23 protein-coding genes are annotated in these 26,026 nt (G+C 58.8%); 16 read left to right on the top strand and 7 right to left on the bottom strand.

Annotated elements, in window-relative coordinates:
• Window positions 1–56: 56 nt before the first annotated feature.
• Window positions 57–986 (bottom strand): ZIP family metal transporter, encoded by a 930-nt coding sequence (locus NF676_RS13825; protein ID WP_252887932.1) that lies wholly within the window; start codon window positions 984–986, stop codon window positions 57–59.
• A gap of 15 nt (window positions 987–1,001) precedes the next feature.
• On the bottom strand, window positions 1,002–2,228 hold the full coding sequence (locus NF676_RS13820; RefSeq protein WP_252887931.1) for a zinc-dependent alcohol dehydrogenase: 1,227 nt from the start codon (window positions 2,226–2,228) through the stop codon (window positions 1,002–1,004).
• 374 nt (window positions 2,229–2,602) lie between these two features.
• Between NF676_RS13820 and NF676_RS13815 the strand changes: the two genes are divergently transcribed.
• Together NF676_RS13815 and NF676_RS13810 are read left to right on the top strand one after the other, a co-directional pair.
• Entirely contained in the window at window positions 2,603–4,189 is a 1,587-nt protein-coding gene (locus NF676_RS13815) for an ABC-F family ATPase (protein WP_016774693.1), read from the top strand.
• A gap of 282 nt (window positions 4,190–4,471) precedes the next feature.
• Window positions 4,472–5,659 (top strand): MFS transporter, encoded by a 1,188-nt coding sequence (locus NF676_RS13810; RefSeq protein WP_056785939.1) that lies wholly within the window; start codon window positions 4,472–4,474, stop codon window positions 5,657–5,659.
• A gap of 127 nt (window positions 5,660–5,786) precedes the next feature.
• Here NF676_RS13810 and NF676_RS13805 read toward each other — a convergent pair whose 3' ends face one another.
• Window positions 5,787–6,824, bottom strand: a complete 1,038-nt coding sequence (locus NF676_RS13805; protein ID WP_150635350.1) for an alpha/beta hydrolase family protein — start codon at window positions 6,822–6,824, stop codon at window positions 5,787–5,789.
• Between the two features lie 167 nt (window positions 6,825–6,991).
• Window positions 6,992–7,603 carry an FMN-dependent NADH-azoreductase gene (locus NF676_RS13800; protein WP_016774691.1) on the bottom strand — a complete coding sequence of 204 codons (612 nt, stop codon included), beginning with the start codon at window positions 7,601–7,603 and terminating at the stop codon, window positions 6,992–6,994.
• Between the two features lie 126 nt (window positions 7,604–7,729).
• Here NF676_RS13800 and NF676_RS13795 point away from each other — a divergent pair, with 126 nt between their 5' ends.
• Complete coding sequence (locus NF676_RS13795; protein WP_252887930.1) at window positions 7,730–8,638, top strand: LysR substrate-binding domain-containing protein; 909 nt, start codon at window positions 7,730–7,732, stop codon at window positions 8,636–8,638.
• A complete protein-coding gene (locus NF676_RS13790; protein ID WP_110645259.1) occupies window positions 8,635–8,994 on the top strand; it encodes an MmcQ/YjbR family DNA-binding protein in 360 nt (119 codons plus the stop codon). The genes NF676_RS13795 and NF676_RS13790 overlap by 4 nt, the downstream gene beginning before the upstream one ends.
• A gap of 119 nt (window positions 8,995–9,113) precedes the next feature.
• Here the strand turns inward: NF676_RS13790 and NF676_RS13785 are convergent, their stop codons facing one another.
• Both NF676_RS13785 and NF676_RS13780 read right to left on the bottom strand, forming a co-directional pair.
• The gene (locus tag NF676_RS13785; RefSeq protein ID WP_252887929.1) at window positions 9,114–9,542 is read right to left on the bottom strand and encodes a DUF1294 domain-containing protein; all 429 of its coding nucleotides are present in this window, start codon (window positions 9,540–9,542) and stop codon (window positions 9,114–9,116) included.
• Entirely contained in the window at window positions 9,539–10,369 is an 831-nt protein-coding gene (locus NF676_RS13780; RefSeq protein ID WP_016774688.1) for an undecaprenyl-diphosphate phosphatase, read from the bottom strand. The genes NF676_RS13785 and NF676_RS13780 overlap by 4 nt, the downstream gene beginning before the upstream one ends.
• Window positions 10,370–10,673: 304 nt before the next feature.
• On the opposite strand from NF676_RS13780, the gene NF676_RS13775 reads away from it, so the two are divergent.
• From NF676_RS13775 to NF676_RS13730, 10 genes are all read left to right on the top strand, one after another.
• Entirely contained in the window at window positions 10,674–12,308 is a 1,635-nt protein-coding gene (locus NF676_RS13775; RefSeq protein ID WP_095179989.1) for a methyl-accepting chemotaxis protein, read from the top strand.
• A gap of 1,098 nt (window positions 12,309–13,406) precedes the next feature.
• Entirely contained in the window at window positions 13,407–13,970 is a 564-nt protein-coding gene (pnuC, locus tag NF676_RS13770; protein WP_252887928.1) for a nicotinamide riboside transporter PnuC, read from the top strand.
• Complete coding sequence (locus tag NF676_RS13765) at window positions 13,967–14,491, top strand: AAA family ATPase (protein WP_252880093.1); 525 nt, start codon at window positions 13,967–13,969, stop codon at window positions 14,489–14,491. Before pnuC ends, NF676_RS13765 begins: the two co-directional genes overlap by 4 nt.
• 331 nt (window positions 14,492–14,822) lie before the next feature.
• Window positions 14,823–15,272, top strand: coding sequence for a functional amyloid chaperone FapA (gene fapA, locus NF676_RS13760; protein WP_056785923.1), 450 nt, complete (start codon window positions 14,823–14,825; stop codon window positions 15,270–15,272).
• Between the two features lies 1 nt (window position 15,273).
• Window positions 15,274–15,846 carry a fibril amyloid subunit FapB gene (gene fapB / locus NF676_RS13755; RefSeq protein ID WP_095179986.1) on the top strand — a complete coding sequence of 191 codons (573 nt, stop codon included), beginning with the start codon at window positions 15,274–15,276 and terminating at the stop codon, window positions 15,844–15,846.
• A gap of 73 nt (window positions 15,847–15,919) precedes the next feature.
• Window positions 15,920–16,912, top strand: coding sequence for an amyloid-like fimbrin subunit FapC (fapC, locus tag NF676_RS13750; protein ID WP_252869514.1), 993 nt, complete (start codon window positions 15,920–15,922; stop codon window positions 16,910–16,912).
• 64 nt (window positions 16,913–16,976) lie between these two features.
• Window positions 16,977–17,657, top strand: a complete 681-nt coding sequence (gene fapD / locus NF676_RS13745) for a fibril amyloid maturation endopeptidase FapD (protein ID WP_024012915.1) — start codon at window positions 16,977–16,979, stop codon at window positions 17,655–17,657.
• 43 nt (window positions 17,658–17,700) lie between these two features.
• The gene (gene fapE, locus NF676_RS13740; RefSeq protein WP_252887927.1) at window positions 17,701–18,447 is read left to right on the top strand and encodes a fibril amyloid subunit FapE; all 747 of its coding nucleotides are present in this window, start codon (window positions 17,701–17,703) and stop codon (window positions 18,445–18,447) included.
• 45 nt (window positions 18,448–18,492) lie between these two features.
• Window positions 18,493–19,809 carry a fibril amyloid transporter FapF gene (gene fapF, locus NF676_RS13735; RefSeq protein ID WP_056785917.1) on the top strand — a complete coding sequence of 439 codons (1,317 nt, stop codon included), beginning with the start codon at window positions 18,493–18,495 and terminating at the stop codon, window positions 19,807–19,809.
• 222 nt (window positions 19,810–20,031) lie between these two features.
• Window positions 20,032–22,281, top strand: coding sequence for a hypothetical protein (locus NF676_RS13730; RefSeq protein ID WP_252887926.1), 2,250 nt, complete (start codon window positions 20,032–20,034; stop codon window positions 22,279–22,281).
• Between the two features lie 56 nt (window positions 22,282–22,337).
• Here the strand turns inward: NF676_RS13730 and NF676_RS13725 are convergent, their stop codons facing one another.
• On the bottom strand, window positions 22,338–23,663 hold the full coding sequence (locus tag NF676_RS13725) for a sigma-54 dependent transcriptional regulator (protein ID WP_041479695.1): 1,326 nt from the start codon (window positions 23,661–23,663) through the stop codon (window positions 22,338–22,340).
• 522 nt (window positions 23,664–24,185) lie between these two features.
• Between NF676_RS13725 and NF676_RS13720 the strand changes: the two genes are divergently transcribed.
• Window positions 24,186–24,452 carry a hypothetical protein gene (locus NF676_RS13720; RefSeq protein WP_016774677.1) on the top strand — a complete coding sequence of 89 codons (267 nt, stop codon included), beginning with the start codon at window positions 24,186–24,188 and terminating at the stop codon, window positions 24,450–24,452.
• Window positions 24,453–24,715: 263 nt separating this feature from the next.
• Window positions 24,716–26,005: an NHL repeat-containing protein gene (locus NF676_RS13715; protein WP_252887925.1), complete on the top strand. Its 1,290-nt coding sequence runs from the start codon at window positions 24,716–24,718 to the stop codon at window positions 26,003–26,005.
• Window positions 26,006–26,026 lie beyond the last annotated feature (21 nt).

The following is a 26,026-nucleotide window of genomic DNA, read 5'->3' as shown; positions in this document are numbered from 1 at the left end:
TGAAAAAAATTCCTTTTTTGTGCGAGACGATACGCTCAGTGGTGCACGTCGGTTTTTTAACCCAAAGCGGTATCGAGAAACATCATCACGCCGAAGCCAAGCATCAGCCCGAGCGTGGCCGGTGTTTCGTGGCCGTTGCGGTGAGTTTCCGGAATCACTTCATGCGACACCACAAAGATCATCGCGCCCGCCGCCAGGCCCATCGCCACCGGAAAACCCAACGCAAAACTATTGGTGATGCCCAAACCGATGATCGCGCCCAACGGTTCCATCAATCCTGAAGCGGCGGCAATCAACGCTGCACGCCCTGCGGAAATGCCGGTCACGCGCAATGCCAACGCGACCGCTAGTCCTTCTGGAATGTCCTGAATGGCAATGGCCGTCGTCAGCGGCAGGCCGATTTTCATGTCACCAGTGGCGAAGCTGACGCCGATCGCCATGCCTTCCGGAAGGTTGTGCAGGGTGATCGCCAGCACGAACAGCCAGACCCGATTGAAGCGCTTGGCTTCGGGGCCGCGCCGGCCGCTCTTTTCGTGTTCGTGGGGGACGAAGCGGTCGAGGCCGACCATCAACGCTACGCCCAAAGCCATGCCGGCAACTACGACGGCAGCGGCGAGCATGGGACTGCTCACCGCTTCCTTCGCCGCCGCAATCCCCGGCAGGATCAGTGAAAAGGAACTGGCAGCCAACATCATCCCTGCCGCAAACCCGAGCATGGTGTCTTGAGTTCGCGAAGTAATCGCCCGCAACACCAGGGCCAGCAACGCACCGATTGCCGTGGCGGCAAAACCCGACAGACCGCCGAGAGTGGCGAGGCGTAGCGTGTCGCGGCCGGTACTGACCAAACCGGTGTAGCCACTGATCAACAGCAACACGGTTACACCGACCAGGGTCAGCCAGAAAATGCGCCCTCCCCAGCCCGTGCGCGACAGGTTCACAAACCATGCTCGCACGGGAGCTGCGAACGAAGATGACGGTAGCGCCATGAAAAGTCCTCGGTTTCAGGTGGCCGGTACGAACGGCGTGGTTTCATCCAGCTGCGCCAGCGGAACATCGCTGCCACCCGGCGTCAGAATCACCTTGCGGCATTCTTCCTGCTTCTTATTGAAGATCTTGTAACCCTCGGCCGCCTGCTCCAGAGACAGCCTGTGAGTGATGATCGCTTCGGGCTGCAACTTGCCGGTTTCGATGTAGCCAAGCAGCTCCGGCAGAAAACGCTGTACGTGAGTCTGGCCCATTTTGAAGGTCAGGCCCTTGTCGAAAGCATCGCCGAACATAAAACCGTGGATGAACCCGGCATATACGCCCGGGACGCTGACCACACCACCGCGCCGGACGGCGGCGATGCACTGGCGCAAGGCCTTGCCGCTGCTGCCTTCAAGCTTGAGTGTAGCCATGACCGTTTCGGTGGTGCTGCCCTTGGCTTCAAGGCCGACGGCATCGACCACCGCATCGACGCCGCGATGGCCGGGAGTCTGGCTGGTAATGGTATCCGCCGGGTCATCGTCCTTATCGAAGTTGATCGGAATCACGCCGTAGGTGCGCTGGGCATAATCGAGGCGGTACTGGTGATGGTCGACCATGAAAATCAGCTCAGCACCGAGCATTCTCGCGCAGGCTGCGGTGAGCAAACCGACCGGCCCGGCGCCGTAGATCGCCAGACTCGAACCCTGTTTAACGCCGGCGTTGATCACCGCTTGCCAGGCAGTCGGCAGGATGTCAGAGAGAAACAGCACTTTCTCGTCCGACAGCGTGCCCGGCACCTTGAACGGGCCGGTATTGGCTTTCGGCACGCGCACCAGTTCCGCCTGGCCACCGGGAATTCCGCCATACAGACGGCTGTAGCCGAACAGCGCCGCAGGTGGCGGAATCATTTTCTTGTTCAGCGCCGCGCCAGGGCCTTCATTGGTGGTCTCGCAGGCGGCGTAAAGCTCTTGCTGACAGAAGAAGCAATCGCCACAGGCGATCACGAAGGGAATCACCACGCGGTCGCCGCGCTGCACCGCCGTGACGGCTGGGCCGGTTTCTTCGACGATACCCATGAACTCATGGCCAAAGATATCGCCATGTTCGACGGTGGGTATCTTGCCTCGGTACAGGTGCAGGTCCGACCCGCAGATGGCGGTGGCGGTGACGCGCAGGATGATGTCGTCGGCGGCTTCAAGTTTCGGGTCCGGTACGGTTTCGACGCGCACGTCATGAGCGCCGTGATAGGTCATTGCTCGCATGGCTTGTTCCTCACTCGATTGAACGAAATGGCTGCTGCTCCACTTTCCGAAGTGAAAATGGCCGAGTGAGTTCATTCGGTTTTTTGAGATTTTGATCAGCGGATATCAATTACTTCTCGGACGAGCCGATGCGAACGCCGGTTTGCCTGCCATATAACTGCCGTCTGAGTTATGCGACAATGCGCGCCAATGTCCAACAAGAACCCCGTACTCGTCGCTCAGCAGCTTGCCTTCAAAGGCCCCAGTTGCGGACGGCTTATGCGCGTTGGCTCAACTCAAGCACAGACTGGGGGGAGCTGGAAAAGCTCCAGATTGGTACTCAAGTTTGTACCAGGCACCACAGACCAGCTCTAACCCATTGATAGGTAAGGTAATTGATCTCCACAGCTAACATCACGATGCAGTTTGGCGCCAAGCCGCTGTTCGAAAACGTTTCGGTCAAATTCGGCGCAGGCAATCGCTACGGCCTGATCGGTGCCAACGGTTGCGGCAAGTCGACTTTCATGAAAATCCTCGGCGGCGATCTCGATCCGTCCGGCGGTCAGGTCATGCTCGAGCCGAACGTGCGTCTGGGTAAGCTGCGCCAGGATCAGTTCGCCTACGAAGAATTCACCGTGATTGACACCGTGATCATGGGTCACGAAGAGCTGTGGAAGGTCAAGGCCGAGCGTGATCGCATCTACTCGCTGGCTGAAATGTCCGAAGAAGACGGCATGGCCGTTGCCGAGCTGGAAACCGAGTTCGCCGAGATGGACGGCTACACCGCCGAATCCCGTGCCGGCGAATTGTTGCTGGGTCTGGGCATTCCGCTGGAACAGCATTTCGGCCCGATGAGCGAAGTCTCGCCAGGCTGGAAACTGCGCGTGTTGCTGGCGCAGGCGCTGTTCTCCGATCCGGAAGTGCTGTTGCTCGACGAACCGACCAACCACCTGGACATCAATACCATTCGCTGGCTGGAAAACATCCTGACCCAGCGTAACAGCCTGATGATCATCATCTCCCACGACCGTCACTTCCTGAACAGCGTGTGCACGCACATGGCTGACCTGGATTACGGCGAGCTGCGCCTGTTCCCGGGCAACTACGACGAATACATGACCGTGGCGACCCAGTCCCGCGAGCAACTGCTGTCGGACAACGCCAAGAAGAAAGCGCAGATTTCCGAACTGCAATCGTTCGTCAGCCGCTTCTCGGCCAACGCCTCGAAAGCCAAGCAGGCCACCTCCCGCGCCAAGGCGATCGACAAGATCCAGCTGGCCGAGGTCAAGCCTTCCAGCCGCGTCAGCCCGTTCATTCGTTTCGAGCAGAACAAGAAGCTGCACCGTCAGGCGGTCATGGTCGAGAAAATGGCCAAGGGTTTCGATGGCAAGCCATTGTTCAAGGACTTCAGCTTCCAGGTTGAAGCCGGCGAGCGCGTTGCGATCATCGGCCCGAACGGTATCGGCAAGACCACCCTGCTGCGCACCCTGGTCAACGAACTGACCCCGGATGCCGGTAGCGTGAAATGGACTGACGCCGCTGAACTGGGCTACTACGCTCAGGACCACGCTCACGACTTCGAAGACGACGTCACCCTGTTCGACTGGATGGGTCAGTGGACCCAGGGCGAGCAGATGATTCGCGGTACTTTGGGCCGGATGCTGTTCTCCAACGACGAGATCCTCAAGTCGGTCAAGGTCATCTCCGGTGGTGAGCAAGGTCGCATGCTGTTCGGCAAGCTGATCCTGCAAAAGCCCAACGTGCTGATCATGGACGAACCGACCAACCACTTGGACATGGAATCGATCGAAGCACTGAACCTGGCGCTGGAAAACTACCCGGGCACGCTGATTTTCGTCAGCCACGACCGTGAGTTTGTATCCTCCCTGGCCACGCGCATCATCGAGCTGAGCCCGAACGGCGTGACCGACTTCAGCGGCACTTATGACGACTACCTCCGTAGCCAGGGCGTCGTTTTCTAAGAGCAGCTTTTAGTTTCAAGCTGCAAGCTGCAAGTTAAAAGCCCTGTCCGTGTGACGGGGCTTTTTGCATTCGGCGTTTGGGAATTGTGGGTGCGCAGATATCCGCGAGCAGGCTCGCTCCCACAGGGGAATGCATTTCAAATGTGGGAGCGAGCCTGCTCGCGAAGGGGCCGTCAGCAGCCCCATCAATCCCAAGGGAAAGTAGTTAGCCTGCTTTCTTTTATCCCAGCCCCGCGCCATGATGTCGGCAACTCTCCCACCGCCGCCCGCGAACGAGTGCTCATGTCTGCGCAGCCACTGCCACCGCAAAGCTCCCTGGCGATCACCCTGCAGATCGTCTCCATCGTTTTCTATACCTTCATTGCCTTTCTCTGTATCGGGCTGCCGATTGCGGTATTGCCAGGTTACGTCCATGAGCAACTGGGTTTCAGCGCGATCATTGCCGGCCTGGTGATCGGTTCGCAGTACCTCGCCACCCTGCTCAGCCGGCCAATGGCCGGGCGCATGTCAGATACCCTGGGCACCAAGCGGGCGATCATTTATGGCTTGTGGGGGATTGTCCTCAGCGGCGCGCTGACGTTGCTGTCGACCTTGCTGCAAAGTTTTCCGCTGACCAGCCTGTTGATTCTGATTGCCGGGCGCCTGCTGCTTGGCATTGCCCAAGGCCTGATCGGTGTCGGCACCATCAGTTGGTGCATGGGCCAGGTCGGTGTCGAGCACACGGCAAAATCCATCGGCTGGAACGGCATCGCTTCTTACGGCGCGATTGCCATTGGTGCGCCGTTGGGCGTGGTGATGGTCGCTGAATATGGCTTTGTCAGCCTTGGCATCGCGCTTTCGGCGTTGGCGGCAGGTGCGCTGTGGTTGATCCGCAACAAACCCTCGGTGCCGGTGATTCGTGGCGAGCGCCTTTCGTTCTGGGCCGTGTTCGGCAAGATTGCGCCGTACGGCACCAGCCTGACGCTGGCCTCGATCGGCTACGGCACCCTGACCACCTTCATCACTCTTTATTACCTCAATCGAGGCTGGACCGGCGCGGCGTACTGCCTGACCGTGTTTGGCGTGTGTTTCATTCTCTCGCGGTTGCTGTTTATCTCGGCCATCGCCCGCTTTGGCGGGTTTGCCTCAGCCATCGTTTGCATGTCGGTTGAAACTGTCGGGCTGGTGCTGTTGTGGCTGGCGCCCTCCACTGCGTATGCGTTGATTGGCGCAGGGCTGGCGGGGTTTGGGCTGTCTCTGGTGTACCCGGCGCTGGGCGTTGAAGCGATCAAACAGGTGCCGAGTTCCAGCCGTGGTTCAGGGTTGGGGGCTTATGCAGTGTTCTTCGATCTGGCACTGGCGATCGCGGGACCGTTGATGGGCGCGGTGGCGTTGAATCTGGGCTATTCGTGGATTTTCTTCAGCGCGGCGTTGTTGTCGGTGACCGGGCTGGGCCTGACCTTGTTGCTCAAGCGTCGTGCACTTCCCTGAAAACAGACAATTCAATCTCCGTGGGAGCGAGCCTGCTCGCGAAGGCGTCGTGTCAGAGAAAGATGCGCTGGCTGACTCACCGCTTTCGCGAGCAGGCTCGCTCCCACAGGGGAATGCGGTGTTTGAGTTATTGATCCGCCGTCTGCATCCCCGCCCTGCTCGATTTACCCAGTGCCTGGGCAAAAAACCGTCCGGCCTCGGAGATCAGGTTGCGGTGAATATCCTCGCGATCCACCCCGTCGGCATCGGTACACAACGCCGGCATGGCGCGGATCTGCTCTTCGGTGCACGGCGCCATGAACACGAAGTGCCCTGCTCCGGCCAGCAATTTGAAGTCCGGCGCGGTGGGCAGTTTGCGCGCCAGGGCGGCGGCGTTTTTATCGAAGGCCACCAGTTTGTCGCCGTCGCCGCTGTAGAGCAGCACCGGTACGTGCACATCGGCAAGGGTGTGGCGGCCGAACTTCAGGCTCAGTGGCGCCATCAGCAATAACGCGTGAACCCGTGGATCGGCCACTGGCTGCAAGTCGTCGCGATCGACAATCAGCTCGCCCTGGGTGTTGCAGGCATCGTGATCGTCCGGGCGTTCCTGGCAATAGCGGCGCAGACGATCCAGATCCGGTTGCGCCCCGGAAAGAATCAACGCGGTCTCGCCTCCAGCCGAATAACCGATCACACCAACCTGATCAGCATTGACGAACGGTGCCAGCATGTTGTCTGCGAGCGTCGCGGTGATCGCTTGGGAAATCTGGATTGGCCGGCCGTAGAGATTGCTCAACGTGCCAAGTCGGCTGTGGTCGCGCCAGTTGTCGCCGGGATGAATCACTGCCACCACGACAAACCCCTTGCGCGCCAGCGAGGTCGCCAGATCATGCAAGGCCAGCGGCGTGCCGGTATTGCCATGGGAGAGCATCAACATCGGAAAGCGGCCGATGGCGACCTTGGTGTCTTCTCCAGCCTCGACCGAGTAACCCTCAAGCAAACTCATATGCTCACGGTCACTGGACGGGTAAAAAGCGATGGCGCGCATCGGTTGCAAATCGAGCGGGTCGAGAAAGGTCATCTCGTGATAACCGACGCTCCAGACAGGGTGGCGCCCCGGTGCGGCCTGCACTGAATTCAGGCTGCCCAGCAGGCAAATCAGCAACATTGCACAAAGATGCCTCATGAATGCCCCACCCTGTCGGACCACATCGTCGGATGTGCTGAAACTGCATAACCCGGGCCAGATTATGTAACAGCCAGAAACAAAAAACTCCGTAATCAGCCCTTGCGGAATCAGAATACAGAGTTTTTTGAGGATTGCCTGAACAGACGCTGTTCTTTACGCAAGCCTTACGCGGCGGCGAACAGTTGCTCGCTGATCTTTGCCTGCGCAGCGCTCATGGCGTTGTTGCGCACTTCTTCGCCATAGGCCAGACCTTCAGCACGGACGATCTCGATATCGGTGATGCCGAGGAAGCCCAGTACCAGCTTCAGATACTCTTCGTGAGCGATGCCGCTGGCCTGACCGGCATGGATGCCGCCAGAGGTCGACACGATTACCACTTTCTTGCCGCCGCACAGGCCTTCAGGGCCGGCTTCGGTGTAGCGGAACGTCTGACCGGCCACGGCGACGCGGTCGATCCACGCTTTGAGCTGGGTCGGAACGGTGAAGTTGTACATCGGCGCGGCAATCACCACGGCGTCGGCGGCGATGAATTCGGCCAGGGTCGAAGCGCTCAGCTCGGCTTCGTGCTGTTGCGCAGCGTCGCGCAGTTCGGCGGTGGTGCCGGCGGCAACCAGCGTGGTCGACGAGAAGTGGCTGATCGCATCTGCGGCCAGGTCGCGATAGGTAACCACGGCGCTCGGCTCGGCGGCTTGCCAGGCGTCGACGACTTGACGGCTCAACTGACGGGAAGCCGAGTTGTCGCCGAGAATGCTCGAATCGATGTGCAACAGTTTCATGTGGGTTCTCCTGAAAGAATCGCCGGCGGCGACGGAATGGAGACAATCCTACGCAACAAACCAATAGCTGATTAGTCGCCGACAATGCGATAGTTCGTCCCATTGATAGAACGACTGGAAACGCGCATGCAGGACCTCAACGATCTCTACTATTTCGCCAAAGTGGTCGAAGCCGGCGGTTTTGCCGCCGCCGGGCGCTTGCTCGGTATTCCCAAGTCACGGCTTTCGAGAAGAATTGCCGAGCTGGAAGAGCGCCTCGGTGCACGTCTGCTGCAACGCACCACTCGCCAACTGAATCTCACTGCCGTCGGTGAACGCTATTTGCGCCACTGTCAGGCGATGCTGCTGGAAGCAGAGATGGCTGACGAGGCCGTGGCGAGCATGTCCAGCGAGCCTCGCGGACGCTTGCGGGTGTCGTGCCCTACCGGTCTGGCCCATGAAATGCTGCCGACGGTGATCAGCGACTTTCTCGGCAAGTTTCCTCAGGTGCAGCTGGAGGTCGTCCTGCTCAATCGGCGAGTGGATCTGGTCACCGAAGGCATTGATGTGGCGTTGCGTGTGCGCGATCACGGTGATGAAGATCCTTTGCTGGTCACCCGCCGCTTGCGTCAGGCGCAAGCAGTGGTGATCGCCAGCCCGGCGTTCATGCAAGGCAAGACCATCAATCATCCGCAGGACCTGAAAAACCTGCCGGTACTCGGCGCGCTGGAAGCCGACCGCATGGTTCACGTCCGTCTGCTCGATCAGCAAGGCAAGAGCGTCGATCTGAGCATGGAAGCGCGGCTGGGCATTGATGACTTCGTGGTGCGCAAGGCCTGCGTGCTCGCCGGTCAGGGCTTTACCGTGCTGCCGATGATGTTCTGCGAAACCGAATTGCGTAACGGCACACTGGTGCAAGTGCTGCCGCAATGGTCATTGCCTGGCGGCTGGCTGCAAGCGGTCTATCCGCACCGGCGCGGGGTAATGCCGGCGGTGCGCGCATGGATCGATCACCTGGTCGAATCGTTCAATGCCTGCGGGGACAGATTTCTATGAAACAAGGAAGAATGAGCGAAGCCGAAGTTGCCGAGTTTTGTCTTGCCCTGCCCGGCGCGCGGGAAGATTACAAATGGGGCGGCGTGCGGGTGTTCTCGATTGCCGGCAACAAGATGTTTGCCTTGCAGGGATTACGTGGGGATTCGCTGGCGTTCAAGGTCGACAAGGATCTGTTTCTCGGCCATTGCGACCGCCCGGGGATTCATCCGGCGCCGTATCTGGCGCGGGCGCAGTGGATCATCATGCACCCGCCCTACCCGCTGGGTGCCGAGGAATTACAGGGTTTGTTGCAGCGATCGCATCAACTGGTGGTGGGCAAGTTGCCTAAGAAGACTCAAATCGGCCTGCTTTTGTAAGCATGCAAATCCTGTTGGAGCCAGCCTGCTCGCGAAGGCGGTTTGTCAGGCGACTCATCAGCGAGGATGAGATTGCGTTCGCGAGCAGGCTCCCTCCCACAGGGGATTTTCGGTGCACGTTAGATCAGCGACAGCAGGTTGGAACCGAGGAAAATCTGGTCAATCCAGAACACCTGATGCAACAACACGATCGCCCAGAACAGAATCTGAAACGATACCTTGCGCGTTTTGTGCCGGAATACCTGCTGCGCGATCAAAGCACCCGGCCAGCCACCCGCCAGTTCAACCGCATGCAGGATGTTTTCCGGCGTGCGCCAGGCGTCGGCGCGGGCTTTGCGTTTGTCGGCCCAGTACAGAAAGAACGCCAGCACACTGACAATCCCGTACGCCGCCAACGGCACCCGCGAGATGCCGCTGAACCACATCGACAGCGAGCCGAACAGCGGCAGCGCGCAGACGATCAGCAGCACCCCAAGCTTCAACTTCAGATGCTGAAGGCACCCGCCTGAAGGTCGTCCCTCAGGGCGGCGCGAGCGGGAATCGTTCATGCCTTGGCCGCCGACCAGTCCACCCAGCCGAACTGCCAGGTCGCCAGAATGAAAAGGCCGAAGGCAATCCGGTACCAGGCGAACGCTGCATAACTGTGGCTGCCGATGAACTTGAGCAGGCCGCGTACAGCAATCATGGCGAAGATGAACGCCGTGACAAAACCAATGGCGAATACCGGGAAATCCGCCGGTACGAACAGGTCGCGGTATTTGTAACCGGAATACACCGCCGCACCGACCATGGTTGGCATGGCGAGGAAGAACGAGAACTCGGTGGCCGTCTTGCGCGACAGGCCGAACAGCAACCCGCCAATAATTGTCGAGCCGGAACGCGAGGTGCCGGGAATCATCGCCAGGCATTGCGCGAAGCCGATTTTCAGCGCGTCGGTCCAGCGAATCTCGTCGACGGTTTCCGCATGCACTTCATGCTGGCGCTGTTCGGCCCACAACATGATGATCCCGCCGATGACCAGCGCCGCCGCGACGGTAATCGGGTTGAACAGGTATTCGTGGATCAGATCGGCAAAAATCACGCCGAGCACTACGGCCGGCAGGAAGGCGATCAGCAGGTTGGCGGTGAAACGTCGTGCGCTCGGCTGGGTCGGCAGGCCGATCACCACGTCGAGGATCTTGCGCCGAAACTCCCAGACCACCGCGAGGATCGCGCCGAGCTGGATGATGATGTTGAACGCCATGGCCCGTTCGCCGCCGAAGTTCAGCAAATCGGCGACGATGATCTGGTGTCCGGTGCTCGAAATGGGCAAAAACTCCGTCAGCCCTTCTACAACTCCTAGAATCAGTGCCTGCAAGGCGGTCCAAAGATCCATCAATCCCCCAAAGAGCGATGCACGCGGGCATGCCCCGATAGTATTTTTTCGTTCACTGCGTCCAGCGTAGCCGGTAAAAGCTGTAGCGATTGCGCGCGCACAGGATCCACACGAAACGGTAAAAATTCCGTGAAATATCAAAACCGGATTCAGGTTTTCGCGCGCGGGGCCGAAATCCTAACAGACAAGCCTTAATAGCGCTCCCCGCGTTAGGCGGCTCAAGTCGCGCAATCGCGAGCCCACAGCGGTGGCTGGATGCTGGCGATCGTTTATTACAAGAACAAGAATCCGGAGTGACAGCGTTATGAACAGCTTGCGCAGTGTGTCGATCAGCCGACGCTTGTGGCTCATCTTGATCGTGGCGGTGGTCATGTTGCTGACCTTGGGCGTGCTGATGCTCAAGCAGATCCATGACGACCTCTACCACGCCAAGGCGCAGAAAACCCAGCACGTGGTGCAGACCGCCAGTGGCCTGCTCACCTATTACCAAGGTCTTGAGACCGCTGGCACCCTGACCAGGGATGCCGCGCAAAAGCAGGCGCTGACCGCGATCCGTGGCCTGCGCTACGACCAGAGCGACTACTTCTGGATCAACGACCTCACGCCCGTGATGGTCATGCACCCGACCAACCCCAAACTCGAAGGCCAGAACCTTTCGGCGATCCGCGACCCGGACGGCTTTGCGGTGTTCAACGAAATGGTCGCCATCGCCAAGGCAAAAGGCGCGGGCATGGTCAATTATCGCTGGCCGAAGCCGGGAGCGACTGATCCCGTTGCCAAGACTTCTTATGTGAAGCTGTTTGAGCCGTGGGGCTGGGTGATCGGCTCCGGCGTGTACGTCGACGATGTGCAAGCCGAATTCCAGGGGCAGATGATCAAGGCGTCGGCCATCGGCCTGGCGATTGCGCTGATCATGGCGCTGCTGGTGATTCTGATCGCACGCAGCATCGTCCGTCCGTTGCAGGAAACCGTGAATGCGATGGCCAACATCGCCAGCGGCGAAAGCGACCTGACCCGCAGCCTCGATACCCATGGCAAGGATGAAGTCACCGAACTGGCCCATCATTTCAATGCGTTCACGGCCAAGCTGCGCCGAGTGATTGGTGATCTGCAGGTCTCGGCCAGCGCTTTGGGCCAGTCTTCCAGCGAGCTGGGTAACGATGCCTCGCAGGCGCAGCAGCGCAGCCAGCAGCAGTCGCAGCAGATGGAACTGGTGGCCACAGCGATCAACGAAGTCACCTACGGCGTGCAGGACGTGGCGAAAAACGCCGAACACGCCGCCGCAGAAATGCGCGATGCCGAAGCGCAGGCGCAACAGGGGCAGATCAATATTGACGGCAGCCTGCAACAGATCGACAAGCTCTCGGGCACGATCGATCAGGCGGTGGAAGTGATCCGCACCCTGGCGGCGGAGAGTACGCAGATTGGCAGCGTGCTGGAGGTGATTCGTTCGATTGCCGAACAGACCAACCTGCTGGCCTTGAACGCGGCGATTGAAGCGGCGCGCGCGGGAGAACAGGGTCGCGGGTTCGCCGTAGTCGCCGATGAGGTGCGCTTGCTGGCCCAGCGTACGCAGAAATCGACGGCGGAGATTCAGTCGATGATCGAGCGTTTGCAGAATCATTCGGAGGCTGCGGTGAAGGTGATCGGCGACAGCAGCAAGGCCTCGCAATTGACCATCGAACAGGCGGGACTGGCCGGGGCGAGCCTTAATGCGATTGGCCAGGCATTACGTAATCTCAACGGTCTCAATGCGTCGATTGCCAGCGCTACGCTGCAACAGGCGCAAGTGGTTGAGGACATCAACCAGAACGTCACCCAGGCGGCCGGGCTTTCCCATAGCACCGCGTTGGCGGCTGAGCAGTCCAGTGCAGCCAGCCTGCGGCTTGGGCAACTGAGCGAACAGCTCAACGGGTTGCTGCGCCAGTTCCGGGTCTGACCGGTCACCGAGGTGAGCCCACCCCTCACCCCAGCCCTCTCCCCGAGGAGAGGGAGCAGATCACTGGGCTTTTCATGATCTGCGTTCGACGCGTTATTCCAGGTCGGCGTACCTCGACCAAACAACGCGATCAGTTCCCTCTCCCTCCGGGAGAGGTCTCTACAGTGAGGGGCTTTTGATCGCAGATCACTGGGCTTTTCATGATCTGCGTTCGACGCGATATTCCAGGTCGGCGTACCTCGACCAAACAACGCGCTCAGTTCCCTCTCCCTCCGGGAGAGGGTCAGAGTGAGGGGCTTTTGATCGCAGATCACTGGGCGTTTCATGATCTGCGTTCGACGCGATATTCCAGGTCGGCGTACCTCGACCAAACAACGCGATCAGTTCCCTCTCCCTCCGGGAGAGGGTTAGGGTGAGGGGCTTTTGATCGCAGATCACTGCGCTTTTCATGATCTGCGTTCGACGCGATATTCCAGGTCGGCGTACCTCGACCAAACAACGCGATCAGTTCCCTCTCCCTCCGGGAGAGGGTTAGGGTCGGGCTTTTGATCGCAGATCACTGCGCTTTTCATGATCTGCGTTCGACGCGATATTCCAGGTCGGCGTACCTCGACCAAACAACGCGATCAGTTCCCTCTCCCTCCGGGAGAGGGTTAGGGTGAGGGGCTTTTGATCGCAGATCACTGCGCTTTTCATGATCTGCGTTCGACGCGTTATTTCAGGTCGGCGTACCTCGACCAAACAACGCGGTCAGTTCCCTCTCCCTCCGGGAGAGGGTCAGAGTGAGGGGCTTTTGATCGCAGATCACTGCGCTTTTCATGATCTGCGTTCGACGCGTTATTCCAGGTCGGCGTACCTCGACCAAACAACGCGGTCAGTTCCCTCTCCCTCCGGGAGAGGGTCAGAGTGAGGGGCTTTTGATCGCAGATCACTGGGCTTTTCATGATCTGCGTTCGACGCGATATTCCAGGTCGGCGTACCACGACCAAACAACGCGGTCAGTTCCCTCTCCCTCCGGGAGAGGGTTAGGGTGAGGGGCTTTTGACCTGACTAATGCAGTACAATCCGCCCCCTTCTCAACTCCCCCAAGGATCACTCATGTCCGGGCTTGAACTGTTTGCCGCTGCCCTCGGTGTCATCGCGGTGTGGCTGACGGTCAAGCAGAATCCGTGGTGCTGGCCGATCGGGCTGGTCATGGTGTTGCTCTACAGCTGGATCTTCTTTGAGGTGAAGCTGTATTCGGACATGTTGCTGCAAGTGATCTACGCCGCGCTGCAGATCTACGGCTGGTGGCAATGGACCCGCGCCGGGACGATGCATGACGGTCGCCAGGTTACCCGCCTCGATGCACGCTCGATGGTGCTCGGCCTCGGCGTTGGGGCGATCGGCAGTGTGTTGCTGGGCGCGGCGATGGCGCACTGGACCGACGCCGCACAGCCGTGGCTCGATGCCGCGCTCACCGGTTTCAGTCTGGTCGCGCAACTGTGGATGGCGCAAAAACGTCTGCAATGCTGGGCGCTGTGGTTCGTCCTCGATGTGATCTTTGTCGGCCTGTTCATCTATAAAGGCCTGCACCTGACCGCCGCGCTCTACGCGCTGTTTACCTTGCTCGCCGTGCAAGGCTGGCGGGAATGGCGCGCCGATCCGGCGTTGCGCACATGAAAGTCGTCGTTCTGACTGGCCCGGAATCCACCGGCAAGAGTTGGCTGGCGGCAGGGTTGGAGCAGCGTTTCGGCGGCGTGCGCGTTGATGAATATGTTCGTCGGTTCATCGAAGACAACCCACGCGACACTTGCCTTGCGGATATCCCGGCCATTGCCCAGGGCCAGTTGCAATGGGAAGATCAGGCGCGCGCAAAACAGCCCCCACTGCTGATTCTCGACACCCACCTGCTCAGCAACATCCTCTGGAGCCAGACTCTGTTTGGCGACTGCCCGGCCTGGCTGGAAACCGAGTTACTGGCGCGCCATTACGACCTGCACCTGCTGTTGTCCCCGCAACAGATCGACTGGACCGAAGACGGCCAGCGCTGCCAACCGGATCTTGCGGATCGCATGGCGTTCTACGAAGCCACCCGCGTTTGGCTGATCCAGCACCAACAGCCGCTGCAAGTGATCGAAGGCAATTGGGCCGAGCGCCAGACGCAAGCCTTTGCGGCGGTCGAGCGTTTGCTGTCCAGATGAGCCGCCCGGCGGCTTTTATCGCAAAACTGTCCGTTTTTGAAACACTCCCGACCGCGCAAAGGCCCCGCCCAAGCGTCATTCATCATTGCGTCACGTGATCTGTTACGCCGATGAAACACCTCGGCGCAAACCCTTGTTCCAGAGCTTTCCGGCGCCCATTGCCCCGCAAGCGATCCGCCCTGTGTCTCAGCGCTGAAACAGTGCCCGCAACAGGGAATTTCCCAAAGCATGTAAGCCGTTGAAATAAAAAGATAATTCAAAAACGGCACAGCTTTCGCTCTCTCCTTCACAACGCTGAATAACCCAGCCCACTGAAGAAGGAATTGCAGCCGTGGGGAATTTCAATAAAGGCCTGACCTGCCTCCTGCTGATCGGATCAGCCGCCAGCGCTTTGATCAGCGTCAGCGCCCAGGCTGAAGGCAACGGCGTGATCGTCCTCAACCGCGACGTTCAACCCGTCGCGATCGGGCGCAATGGCGGCAAAGACCCCTATCCGACCACGGTCAACGCCAACCCTTCGGCGCGGATCAACCAGACCCTCAGCAGTACCGAACTCACTGACGGTGATTTCGCCAGTGTCGCCAGCGGCTCATCGATTCGCGGCAACATGACCACGCCCAGTTCCAACCTGCCCGGCATGAACACCCTGACCAATCAGAACGGCCTGCCCGGCATGCGTACTGGCAGCGGCGGTGGTTCTGGCGCCTCGATCTCCAACACGGTCAACCGGGCAATGAGCACCGGGCTGGCGCCTCTGACTCGTATGGCCGGAGGCCAATGACATGAATCGCACCCTGCTGCTTCTTGCCCTGCTCGGCTGCACCAGCGCCATGGCCGATTCGGCTTCAGTCAACAAGGCAAACATTCAGGATTCCGGCGCTCAGTATCGCGGCAACTTCAATGTCAACCAGGCTGCCGGTGACCAGATGCAACAAGCCAACACCAAGGCGATTGCCATCGGCACCGAAGCCCATGCCACCACCAGCGTCAGGCAAACCATCGACACGCCCGCCAGCCGCGCCATCGACGCGAGCGCCAACATCGGCGGCAACTCTTTCAGCAATGGCAACGGCATCCTCGGTGTTAACCAGGGCGCCGGTGCCAACAACCAAATGGCCAACGTTACGCGCGTCAGCATCAGTGCCGGCCCGCAGAGCGTTGACGACAGCGCCCTTTCACAACAGAACGTGGCGTTTATACCGAGCTCAGGAGCAACTGGTACCTCAATCGGCAGTCGCCAGGTCACGACCAGTGATCAGGCCTTCACCGGCAGCCGCGGGGTAATCCAGGTGAACCAGAGTGCCGGGGTGGGGAACCGCATGGCTAACACCCTGAGCATCCGGGTCGCAGACTGACCCAAACAAAAAGCAGTGCAATTAGAAAAGTCCCAACACTTAACCAACTAATAAGCACGACGGAGAAACAACCATGAAACCTACAATGGCTCTCAAACCACTGGTTTTCGCACTCGCAGCAGTGATGGCAATGGCAGCACAGGCTGGCGGCCGTGGTGACAACGACGGTCATGGTAACGGGCACGGCAATGGTCACGGCCAGCCACAAGGTCCGAATCTTGAACAACTGCTGCAGATCACCGCAGGCGCCGGCGCCGCTGTACTTGACGCACAAAACAGCGACGGCAACGTGGTGAAAAACCAGGGCACCCTGAACAACGCCAATGCCAGCGACTCGCTCAACGGCTCCAACGGCAACATGGGTGCCAACGTGGCGGGCGGCGACGGCAACCAGCAGGACAACGCTGCTGCGCTGGCTACCGCTGACGAAAGCTTCATCTTCGGCAATGCTGTTGCCGCCTCGAGCGCGACTCAGGTGAACAACAACAACTACGTGAAAAACTCTTCCACCTTCAACAACGCCAACCTCACCAATACTGGCAACAACGGTTCCGGCAACATCGGCATCAACGTGACCGCCGGCAACTTCAACCAACAGAAAAACAACCTCGCCATCGCCGTTTCCGGTGGTCGTGTAGCGCAGGCTGCCGCCTCTGCCAACCAGTCCTCGACTGGCCTGGTCGTGGAAAACAAAGGCGTGCAGGCTTACAAAACCGACACCCTTACCGGTACTTATGCAGCCGCTGGCGTGTTCAAAGCCAAAGGCACTGCGACCATCGAAGACGACAACGACCATGGTGGTTGGGGTAACCGTGGCGGCGGCCATGGCGGCAACGATGATCAGAAAGCCAAGTTCGAAGCCGTGGGTACTTTTGGCCTCGCTGGCGTCACCACCCAACAAGTGTTGACCAAAGATGGCTGGAAAACTCCTGTCGTCAACAACGCCAACATGACCAACTCGATGAACAACTTCTCCGGCAACGGCGGAGCCAACGTCTCGGCGGGTGTGGGCAACCAACAAAGCAACTCGCTGTCCATCGCCGCAGGTTGCAAAGCCTGCATGTAATCGCGATCGAAACGAAAGCCCCGGCAACGGGGCTTTTCCTCGGTTCCACAAGGCGTATTCGATCATGCGGACTCCTGCCCTCCTCGCTCTGCTTTGTCTGTGCGGCCTGACTCAGGCGGCCCAGATGCCCGTCGCTGCCCTGCCGGGTGGCGTGCTGGTCTACAAGGATGTGCAAAGCATTCGTGAGCGCAAGTTTGCCGACATCGTCGAACAGAAAACCGACTTCAGCTGCGGCGCTGCTGCACTGGCGACGGTCCTGCGCCAGGCCTATTGGCTCGACGTCGATGAGGAGCACATCATCAAAGGCATGCTGGTCAACGCTGATCAGGACCTGGTGCGAACCCAGGGTTTCTCCATGCTCGACATGAAGCGCTACGTAGAAAGCATCGGCATGCGCGCCCGTGGCTACCGGATCCCGCCCGAGAAACTCGAAGCGGTGACCATTCCGGTGGTGGTTCTGATGGACATTCGTGGTTACAAGCATTTCGTCGTCCTGCAGCGTTCGGACAAGGATTGGGTCTACATCGGTGACCCGGTTCTCGGCCACAAGCGCTACAAGCACGACGACTTTGTCAAAGGTTGGAACGGCATTGTCTTTGCCATCGTCGGCCCCGGTTACGACAAGGCCAACGCCTTGCGCAGCCCTCCGGTGCCGCTGACGGCGAAGAACTCGCTGGACAGTTTCAACCCGGTCAAAGATGCGGAATTGATGGATTTCGGGTTCATTCAGAGCGACTTCTTTTAATCGCCGAGTTAGAGAATGGGACTGGATGTCCCGGGAGCAGCAGATGAAAAGCTCATACTGGCTGGCCGCCGCCTGCCTGGCAGCGAGTGCGTCAGGTTTAGCCCATGCCGGATTCAAACCCATCGAAATCAAGGACCAGGAGCTCGCCGAGCTGCGCGGTCGTTACGTCATGCCGGGGCGGATCATCAGCTTCGGCATTGTCATGAGCAGCACCTGGCGCAACGCCAGCGGCGACTTGATCGGGGCCACGACCTCGATGCAGATCCAGGCCGCAACCGTCAAACCGGAATTCTACGTCTCGACCATCAAGGAGTCGGGCAACGGCAGCGCCCTCACCGCAGGCACCGGCAGCGTAATCGGTGGCGCCGGCCTCAACAGCAGCCAGGGTGTGACGCAAAGCGTACGCGCCGCCGGCGATGGCAACACCGCCAACAACAACGTCGCGATCAACATCAGCGAAGCCAGTCAGGCGCCGGCACTGGTGCCATCGCAAGGCCAGGCCCTTATCGCCGGACAAACCATTACTGGCAGCAACGGCGCCGGCAGTGTCGCGGTTTCGGCCAATGGTGGTGGCGTGCAAATGGCCATTCAGGCCAGCGGCAATCAAGGCACGGCACTGCAACAAGTCGCCCAGGGCGGGCTGCTGCAGAACACCCGATTGCTGGGCAGCGCCAACGTGGTCAACAACCTTACGCAACTCAACGTCGTACTGAACAATAACGGCAGAAGCGCCGGTGCACTGGATTGCAACCTGACCCAACTCGGGGCCCTACGCAATATCGGATATTGAACTACGCTGAGTCTCGATCATTGGGCTTAAAGGGACGGCTTATTCATGTATCGATCAGTATCACTGCGTGCCGCAGTGTGTTTGAGTACCCTTCTCCCGGCGGCAATGCTGCAAGCAGCACCCGACGCCGATGTAGAAGCCCTGAAACGGGAACTTCTGGAACTGAGACAACGATACGAACAACAACAACAAGCGCTGGCGGTACTTGAACAACGGGTCCGCCAGGTAGAAGAAACACCCGCCGCCCCACCGCCAAAACGGCTGGCGAAATCGCCGTCTGACATGAAAGGCAATCGCGTCGCCGCCGGAGCCGCCACAGGCACCGGTGCGGCCGCTGCATCGGGAGGCGCCGCCGGGGGCAGTGGCGCTTCCTACGGTCAATCGCTGGCCGATGATTCACAACCGGCGCAGAGCGTTTCCAACCTGTATGACGAAGCCAGCGGTTTCTTTGGCGGCGGCAAGTTCAGCGTGGAAACCGGCCTGACCTATTCACGCTACGACACCCGTCAGTTGATCCTGAACGGTTTCCTTGCGCTGGATTCGATTTTCCTCGGCAACATCAACCTCGACCGGATCAAGGCCGACACCTGGACCCTGGACCTCACCGGCCGCTACAACTTCGATAACCGCTGGCAGTTCGACCTGAACGTGCCGGTGATCTATCGCGAGTCGACGTATCAATCCGGCGGCGGCAACGAGGGCGCGGCTGGCGTAACAACAGAAGAAACCGTCACCAAGGATCCAACCATCGGCGACGTCAACTTCGGTATCGCCTACAAGTTCCTCGACGAATCGGTCAACACCCCGGACGCCGTCGTCACCTTGCGCGTCAAGGCGCCGACCGGCAAAGACCCGTTCGGCATCAAACTGCGCCAGACCGACGCCAACTCCAACCTGTTCGTCCCCGACACCCTGCCCACCGGCAACGGCGTCTGGTCGATCACGCCGGGTATCTCGCTGGTCAAGACGTTTGACCCGGCGGTGCTGTTCGGCAGCCTTTCCTACACCCACAACCTCGAGGAGTCGTTCGACGACATCAGCTCTACGGTCAATCAGAAAAACCCGGGCAAAGTGCGCATCGGCGACAGCTTCCAGATCGGTGCCGGTATCGCCTTCGCGCTCAACGAGAAGATGAGTATGTCGTTCTCGGTCTCCGACCTGGTGCAACGCAAAAGCAAGCTGAAACAGGACGGCGGCGACTGGGAATCGGTGGTGTCCAGTGATGCCAACGCCGGTTACTTCAACGTCGGCATGACCATCGCAGCCACCGACAACCTGACGATCGTGCCGAACTTGTCGATCGGCATGACCGATGATGCGCCGGACTTTTCGTTCAGCCTGAAATTCCCGTATTACTTCTAAAAGCAAAAGATCGCAGCCTTCGGCAGCTCCTACAGTTCGTGTAGGCGCTGCCGAAGGCTGCGATCCTTTGATCTGTCGGCTTTTCGCTGCTGGTGCAACTCGCGACCACTTATCGGAAATACGTCCGCACCTGTCAGATCTGACAGGTGCGCCCTACCGCTGAATCCGCTTACATGACTCCAGCGCCTCGCACCTTGCAACAGGCCGTAACGGAGCATCGACATGAACCAGACGCCGGATGAAAACCGCATTCTCGCTCTGAATCCACCCTTTGTTTTGAAACAGGCCGTTTTGAAGGATGGGGGCTACGACGGTGGCATTTCGCTCGAGACCGTCGAAAATGATTTGCTGATCATCGTAGATCCGTGGGTAGGGATGGCGATGTATGACAACTGTAAAATGTATTTTGATGGCGTCGAAGTTGGGACAATTCCGGTCGATGAAAGCAACTTGAATAAGCGGCTCGAATTCAAAGTCCCCAAGGGTCAAGTCACCAATGGCGAAGCACTGATCGTTTACACCGTACAGCGCTTGGGTCAGGACCCGGTTAGCTCCGAGCCGGTACGGCGTGTGTGGGTCCAACTCACACAACCAGGTGGCACCGATAGCGACAGCGAAGAAGGCAACTCCGGCCTGATCTATACGCTTAGTCCGGATCCGTCCAATGGCGTGAATGAGGATTTGGCCCGGCGGGGAATCCGCATGAACATCGTACCCTATGAGAACATTGCCATCTTCGACACCATTCGGTGCCGTTGGGGTGATCAGGTGGTGACGTACTACCCGGTCACCAGAGAGCAGATCGACGATCCGGTCAACCATCCGATCTTCGCCACCTTCACCGAGGACGTCATCAGGGCGCAAGGCAACGGCAACAATATCGAAGTGAGCTATCAGGTCGTCGACCGGGTGGGTAATCTGCCGGATCCGAAGGCGCGGTGGGCGAAAATCACTTACGTCTCGGTGGATCTGAACAATCGCTTGCCGGCGCCGACGATCTGGGTCAACGGCCAGAACGTCACCACCATCGACCTGAAGGTACTGGGCACGAGCGACGCCGCCGCCCGGGTTTACTTCACAGGCGCCGACTACCAGGCTGGTGACAAGGTCGTCCTGACCTGGGCCGGTACGACGTCTGGAGGACAGCCCGTGACCGTCGGCCCGCTGGAAAAAACTGTCGACAGCGTGCCCGGCCATCACGACTTCCCGATCCCGAACGACAAGATCACAGCGATCGTCAACGGTTCGGCCAAGGTCGGCTTTCAGCTGCTGCGCGCCGGCGCACCTGCGCGCCCCTCCAATGACATTGTGATCGCGGTCACCGGCGAAGCCAGTCAGTTGAAACCGCCAACGGTTGTGCAGGCGCCCGATTACAGGCTGAACCCGAATCTGCATCAAAGCGGATTTACCGTGGTGTTTGACACTTCGACGTTTGGCGCCAATCACGAAGTGCAACTGGAAATCGCCGGCAGACCCGGCGCCGGCTCAGTGCCTCCCCAGCACAAGCCGGTGGCGGGACAGTCGAAAGTGCAATTCGATATCGATTCTTCTATCACCGGGGCAAATCTGCAGCGCAGTGTGGAATTGAAATACAACTTGATCGTCAATGGCCAGCCGACGCCTGTGCAGAGCGTGACGTTGTTGATTGGCGAGTTGCTGCAATCGAGCATGCCGATGCCGAAACTTGAGGGTTTTGATGGTGAGGTGCTGGATGTTGGAATGCTCAACGATGACACGAAGGTTTTGTGTGAGGCTTGGCCATTTCAGCAGGCGGGATTACCGATCTGGTTAAGGTATGTGGAGACGTTCACGAGTGGTGGAGAGCGCGTCAAGGAGCAGTTTGTCGGGGCGGCGCATGATCAGGTAGGGGGGCTTGATTATTTGGCTGAGGTGGAGTGGTTGCGCGGGTGTAAGGCTGATTCGAAGTTGGCTGTTGTATTGAAGGTGGGATTGCATGCGGGGGCGGTTGAGACTGACGCGGTGGCGTGTCGGGTGAGGAGTTATGGGGTCAAGGCTGGGTTGGATGATTTGACTACGTTTGATGGCTATGACTGGAATCATTGGGCGATTGGTGTTAGCGGAGGGTATCAATCCAAGATTTCTTATTCTTCAGATGAATACTATTTGGAGTCTCTACCAAGTTCTAATCCAGACAATACAACTTTATGGATCTGTAAGTCCTTTCATGGTATTGAGGCAGGCGATCTGGTCGAATTTAGCTTCGAATATAGAAGCCCAGGCATTTCAAGAGCATCATTCGCACAAAACAATAAGACCGAAATCATTACGGACGGAGTTCCATCTAAATTATGGCAGAAAAAAAGCTTGGCATTTTATGTTGCAGAATCTCCGACACCTCGCACGCTAATGTTGGTATTTAGTGCAGGATTTATCTCGCAGCCAACCCACGTGAGAAATATTAGATTAAGAGCAATGCGCGACTTGACTGACATGTCGGAGGCGGGAATGTAAAAATTCCCCTCAAAATTTTCTTCTAAAACCAATGGTATTTAAACTCAGGTTCACACTCACCTAATCTGATGCTTATGCAACAACCGATAAAAAGTAGGCCGCGAAACTCCGAGGACTTTCGCGGCCACACTCAAATTATCACTGTGTCGGTTCAACACATCACACAACGCCTGCCGTTCCGCCCGCGTCTTATAATCCTCCAGCGTGCCCATCGGCGTTGCGATCGAATGCTGGCTGATCAATCCCAAATCCCGCGCCTCGATTTGCCTCCCCTCCGCCAACACCAACCCACGCCTGACCCGGTTAGCCAGCTCGCGCACATTGCCCGGCCAGTCGTGCTTGCCCATGGCAATCAGCGCATCTTCGCTGAAGCTTCTTGGCCGGCGCCCGGTTTCATGGCTGTAGAAGTGCGAAAAGTGGTTGGCCAGCATCGACAGATCGCCATGACGTTCACGCAACGGCGCTGTGACCACTTGCAGGACGTTGAGCCGGTAATAAAGGTCTTCACGAAAGCGCTTCTTCTCGATTGCTGCTTCCAGGTCAACGTGGGTTGCGGCCAACACGCGTACATCGACCGGTATCGGCTGACTGCCCCCTACCCGTTCAATATGCTTTTCCTGCAGAAAGCGCAGGAGATTGGCCTGCAATTCCAGCGGCAGGTCGCCGATTTCGTCCAGGAACAATGTGCCGCCATTGGCCGCTTCGATGCGTCCGACCTTGCGCTGGTGTGCGCCGGTGAACGCGCCTTTTTCGTGGCCAAACAATTCGGACTGAATCAAATGCTCGGGAATCGCCCCGCAGTTGATAGCTACAAACGGTTTGTTGTGGCGCTGGGATTGGCGGTGCAAGGTGCGCGCGACGAGTTCCTTGCCGGTGCCGCTTTCGCCGCGAATCAGCACGGGCGATTCGGTCGGGGCCAGTTTGCTCAGCAGTTTGCGCAGTTCGCGGATCGGCTTGCTGTCGCCGAGCAGTTCGTGCTCCGGCTGATCGACATGAATCGTACCCTGCCCGCGCAGGCGTGCCATGCCGAAGGCGCGGCCGAGGGTGACCTGTACGCGGGAAACGTCGAAGGGCAAGGTGTGGAAATCGAAAAACCATTCACAGACGAAGTCACCGACGTTCTGCAAGCGCAGGACTTCCTGATTGAGCACGGCGATCCACTCGGTGCCGCTGCGGCTGATCAGCTCTTTGACGGCTTCGGGTCGTTCCAGGTGGTAGGGCTGCAAACGCAGCAGGCCGACATCGCAGGCCCGGGATGCGGCGTTTTCCAGATTACAACTGTCGACATCCCAACCCACAGCGCGCAATCCGGGCAACAGGCGATAACAGTCGTCGCAGGGATCGACCACCAGTAAACGTCTCGATGCAGGCGCTTCGCTCATGACTGTTCCTTGGCGCCAAATTTGATAAATGATCGTAAAAACAGTCATTTGGCAGACCCGGTTGTAACACTAGCAAGATTTTGACGGGGGCTTGTACCGATTGCTTATAGGCTGGGTATTAAAAGAGTTATAAGAAAGTTGGTTGTTAGTTAGCTATCGACTATTTGCCGTGAATCAAAGAGCGACCCCTCACCCTAGCCCTCTCCCGAGGGAGAGGGAACTGACCGAGGTGTTTACGCGAGGTCAGCCGATCTGAAAGACCGAGCCGAACTTGAGTTTGAAAAGCCCACAACTCGGCTCCCTCTCCTCGGGGAGTGGCTGGGGTGAGGGGTGAATTCAGCGCGGTGTTCGGACATGTGCAGGTTTAATGAAACGAACTTACGTTATGTAAAGAATCTGAAATTTCTTTGTTTCACGTGTGACCCGCCCCCCGGTTGCGTGCATCAGTACAAGTAACCCGCCGCACGGTAAGCCCAACCGACGGCACATCATTTGATTGGGCGCCAATAGAGAGAAGACCCCATGACTGCCCCGCTGCGTATCAACGAAGCTCTTTTGATTGCCAACCACGCGTTCAAGCCTTTTCAATGCGTGGCCTGGGCGCCGCAAGACGGCAATGGCGAACTGAGCCTGACCGTCGTCGACCGCACCAACTCCCACATCGGTCGCAAACAGATCCCGAGCAGCGCCTACTCTGACCCGGCGCAACTCGAACAACTGCTGCAGCAGGCCCGCGCCGAGCTGAGCGAAGACGGCCACAAGTTGCAATCCTGGTCGATGCCACACTGATAACCGAACTAGGGCGGATGACGTTAAAGTCATCCGCCCTTGTTGTATGCGTAGTCAAATAAGCAACGTACTTGCAGCGCAGTTTCATCCAAAGTACTTGGCTCGCTTGCGACTGGTTCAACAAGACACTGTTCTGGCACAGTGCGACCGTCGTCTGTTTATTCGTCCAGTTGTACTTCTCGCGGTTCAGGGATTGAATATTTCGCTCGTGCAGTCAGCCTCCCAACTACCGGGTATCGGCTCAGGCACAAGGAGACGCGTGCATGTCCACCCTGAGCCCTTACGCGCTGCCTACTGCATGGACCGCCCCCGTTTCGCTCGACCCGACATTCGCCATTGGCGGTGTTGCGCAGGTGTACTTTGCCGGCAGTTTGTCCAGCCAGACCCAACATGTCGAGCTTGATGCACAGGGCCGGATTCTGGTGGCCGCCAAGGTCGGTACGGCCAAGGGAAGTCGGTTCGGCCTGGCGCGGCTGCTGGCCGATGGGTCGGCGGATTTGTCGTTCGGCTTTCAGGGCAGCGTGATCGGCAGTTTCGTCGAGGGTTTCGAAGCCAAGGCCGGCAAGGTTCAGGTGTTAGCCGACGGCAAGATTCTGCTGGCCGGCCTGCATTATGAAGACACCCAACGCACCCTGCCCGCCCTCGCCCTGTTCGATGCCAACGGCCAGCCAGACCGATTCTTCGGCGATGACGGTTTCCAGGTGGTGCGGCTGCCCGGCGAGCTGTCCATGGGCACCCGCGACAACTGGTTGCCGCCGGGCGTGCCGGGCGTCGAAGCCTGTGACTTTGTGGTGCAGGAAGACGGCCGTATTCTGCTGATCGCCAACCATCATTTCAGCCTTGCCGACCACGCCGGCATATTGATCCGCCTGCAACCCGATGGATTTCTCGACGAATCATTCAACGGACGCGGATTTGTAGTGGTCCGCCACCTGCTGCTCAATACCTGGCTGAGCACGCTGTTGTTGAAGGAGGATGGGCGCATCGTCGTCGCAGGTTCCATCGACTTTCCTCAGCAAGGCCTGTTGGCGGTGTATCGGCCCGATGGCAGCCTGGATGAGCGCTTCGCCGTCGATGGCTTCATGGCCTTCAAGGCCCACGGCAACAGCGCTCAGGTCAGCCAGATCATTGAGTGCGATGACAGGCTGTATTGCTTCGGCAGCAGCCGCGATCCAATCCGCTGTTTGACGTTTGTCCTGCACGCCAACGGTCGACCGGACCTGCACTGTCATCATGGCCAGCCACAGGTGTTGGACATCGGCCCCAGCGGATGCCAATGGAACGCCGCCCAGCAAATGAGCGACGGCCGCATCGTCGCCGTGGGCGCGACCATCGGCGGAGTCGAAGCTGACTTCATGGTGGCGCGCTATCAACTCGATGGCAGCCTTGATCCAGCGTTCGGTGAGGGCCATGGCTGGTTGCGCACGCGACTGGGGCGAAGTCTCGATACCGCCAATTCACTGACCGTACATACTGACGGGGCGATTGTGGTAGGTGGCTATTCGCTGGATGGCAACTACCGGGCAATGGTTGCGCGTTATCTGAATCCATAGAGCATTCAACAGAATCGAGGT

Source organism: Pseudomonas siliginis (assembly GCF_024072275.1).
GTDB classification, from domain to species: Bacteria; Pseudomonadota; Gammaproteobacteria; order Pseudomonadales; family Pseudomonadaceae; genus Aquipseudomonas; species Aquipseudomonas siliginis.
The sequence above is the reverse complement of the archived record's forward strand: the minus strand, read 5'-3'. Positions and strand labels throughout refer to the sequence as shown.

Bases quoted from the DNA above. Each gene is read 5' to 3' on its own strand.
- NF676_RS13805 (WP_150635350.1), bottom strand. From the start codon at position 6,824: ATGAGGCATCTTTGTGCAATGTTGCTGATTTGCCTGCTGGGCAGCCTG.
- fapE (WP_252887927.1), top strand. From the start codon at position 17,701: ATGAAAAGCTCATACTGGCTGGCCGCCGCCTGCCTGGCAGCGAGTGCG.
- NF676_RS13715 (WP_252887925.1), top strand. From the start codon at position 24,716: ATGTCCACCCTGAGCCCTTACGCGCTGCCTACTGCATGGACCGCCCCC.
- NF676_RS13810 (WP_056785939.1), top strand. From the start codon at position 4,472: ATGTCTGCGCAGCCACTGCCACCGCAAAGCTCCCTGGCGATCACCCTG.
- NF676_RS13790 (WP_110645259.1), top strand. From the start codon at position 8,635: ATGAAACAAGGAAGAATGAGCGAAGCCGAAGTTGCCGAGTTTTGTCTT.
- NF676_RS13820 (WP_252887931.1), bottom strand. From the start codon at position 2,228: ATGCGAGCAATGACCTATCACGGCGCTCATGACGTGCGCGTCGAAACC.
- NF676_RS13730 (WP_252887926.1), top strand. From the start codon at position 20,032: ATGAACCAGACGCCGGATGAAAACCGCATTCTCGCTCTGAATCCACCC.
- NF676_RS13795 (WP_252887930.1), top strand. From the start codon at position 7,730: ATGCAGGACCTCAACGATCTCTACTATTTCGCCAAAGTGGTCGAAGCC.
- NF676_RS13825 (WP_252887932.1), bottom strand. From the start codon at position 986: ATGGCGCTACCGTCATCTTCGTTCGCAGCTCCCGTGCGAGCATGGTTT.
- NF676_RS13720 (WP_016774677.1), top strand. From the start codon at position 24,186: ATGACTGCCCCGCTGCGTATCAACGAAGCTCTTTTGATTGCCAACCAC.
- fapB (WP_095179986.1), top strand. From the start codon at position 15,274: ATGAATCGCACCCTGCTGCTTCTTGCCCTGCTCGGCTGCACCAGCGCC.
- pnuC (WP_252887928.1), top strand. From the start codon at position 13,407: ATGTCCGGGCTTGAACTGTTTGCCGCTGCCCTCGGTGTCATCGCGGTG.
- fapF (WP_056785917.1), top strand. From the start codon at position 18,493: ATGTATCGATCAGTATCACTGCGTGCCGCAGTGTGTTTGAGTACCCTT.
- NF676_RS13775 (WP_095179989.1), top strand. From the start codon at position 10,674: ATGAACAGCTTGCGCAGTGTGTCGATCAGCCGACGCTTGTGGCTCATC.
- NF676_RS13780 (WP_016774688.1), bottom strand. From the start codon at position 10,369: ATGGATCTTTGGACCGCCTTGCAGGCACTGATTCTAGGAGTTGTAGAA.
- NF676_RS13765 (WP_252880093.1), top strand. From the start codon at position 13,967: ATGAAAGTCGTCGTTCTGACTGGCCCGGAATCCACCGGCAAGAGTTGG.
- fapD (WP_024012915.1), top strand. From the start codon at position 16,977: ATGCGGACTCCTGCCCTCCTCGCTCTGCTTTGTCTGTGCGGCCTGACT.
- NF676_RS13785 (WP_252887929.1), bottom strand. From the start codon at position 9,542: ATGAACGATTCCCGCTCGCGCCGCCCTGAGGGACGACCTTCAGGCGGG.
- NF676_RS13800 (WP_016774691.1), bottom strand. From the start codon at position 7,603: ATGAAACTGTTGCACATCGATTCGAGCATTCTCGGCGACAACTCGGCT.
- fapC (WP_252869514.1), top strand. From the start codon at position 15,920: ATGAAACCTACAATGGCTCTCAAACCACTGGTTTTCGCACTCGCAGCA.
- NF676_RS13725 (WP_041479695.1), bottom strand. From the start codon at position 23,663: ATGAGCGAAGCGCCTGCATCGAGACGTTTACTGGTGGTCGATCCCTGC.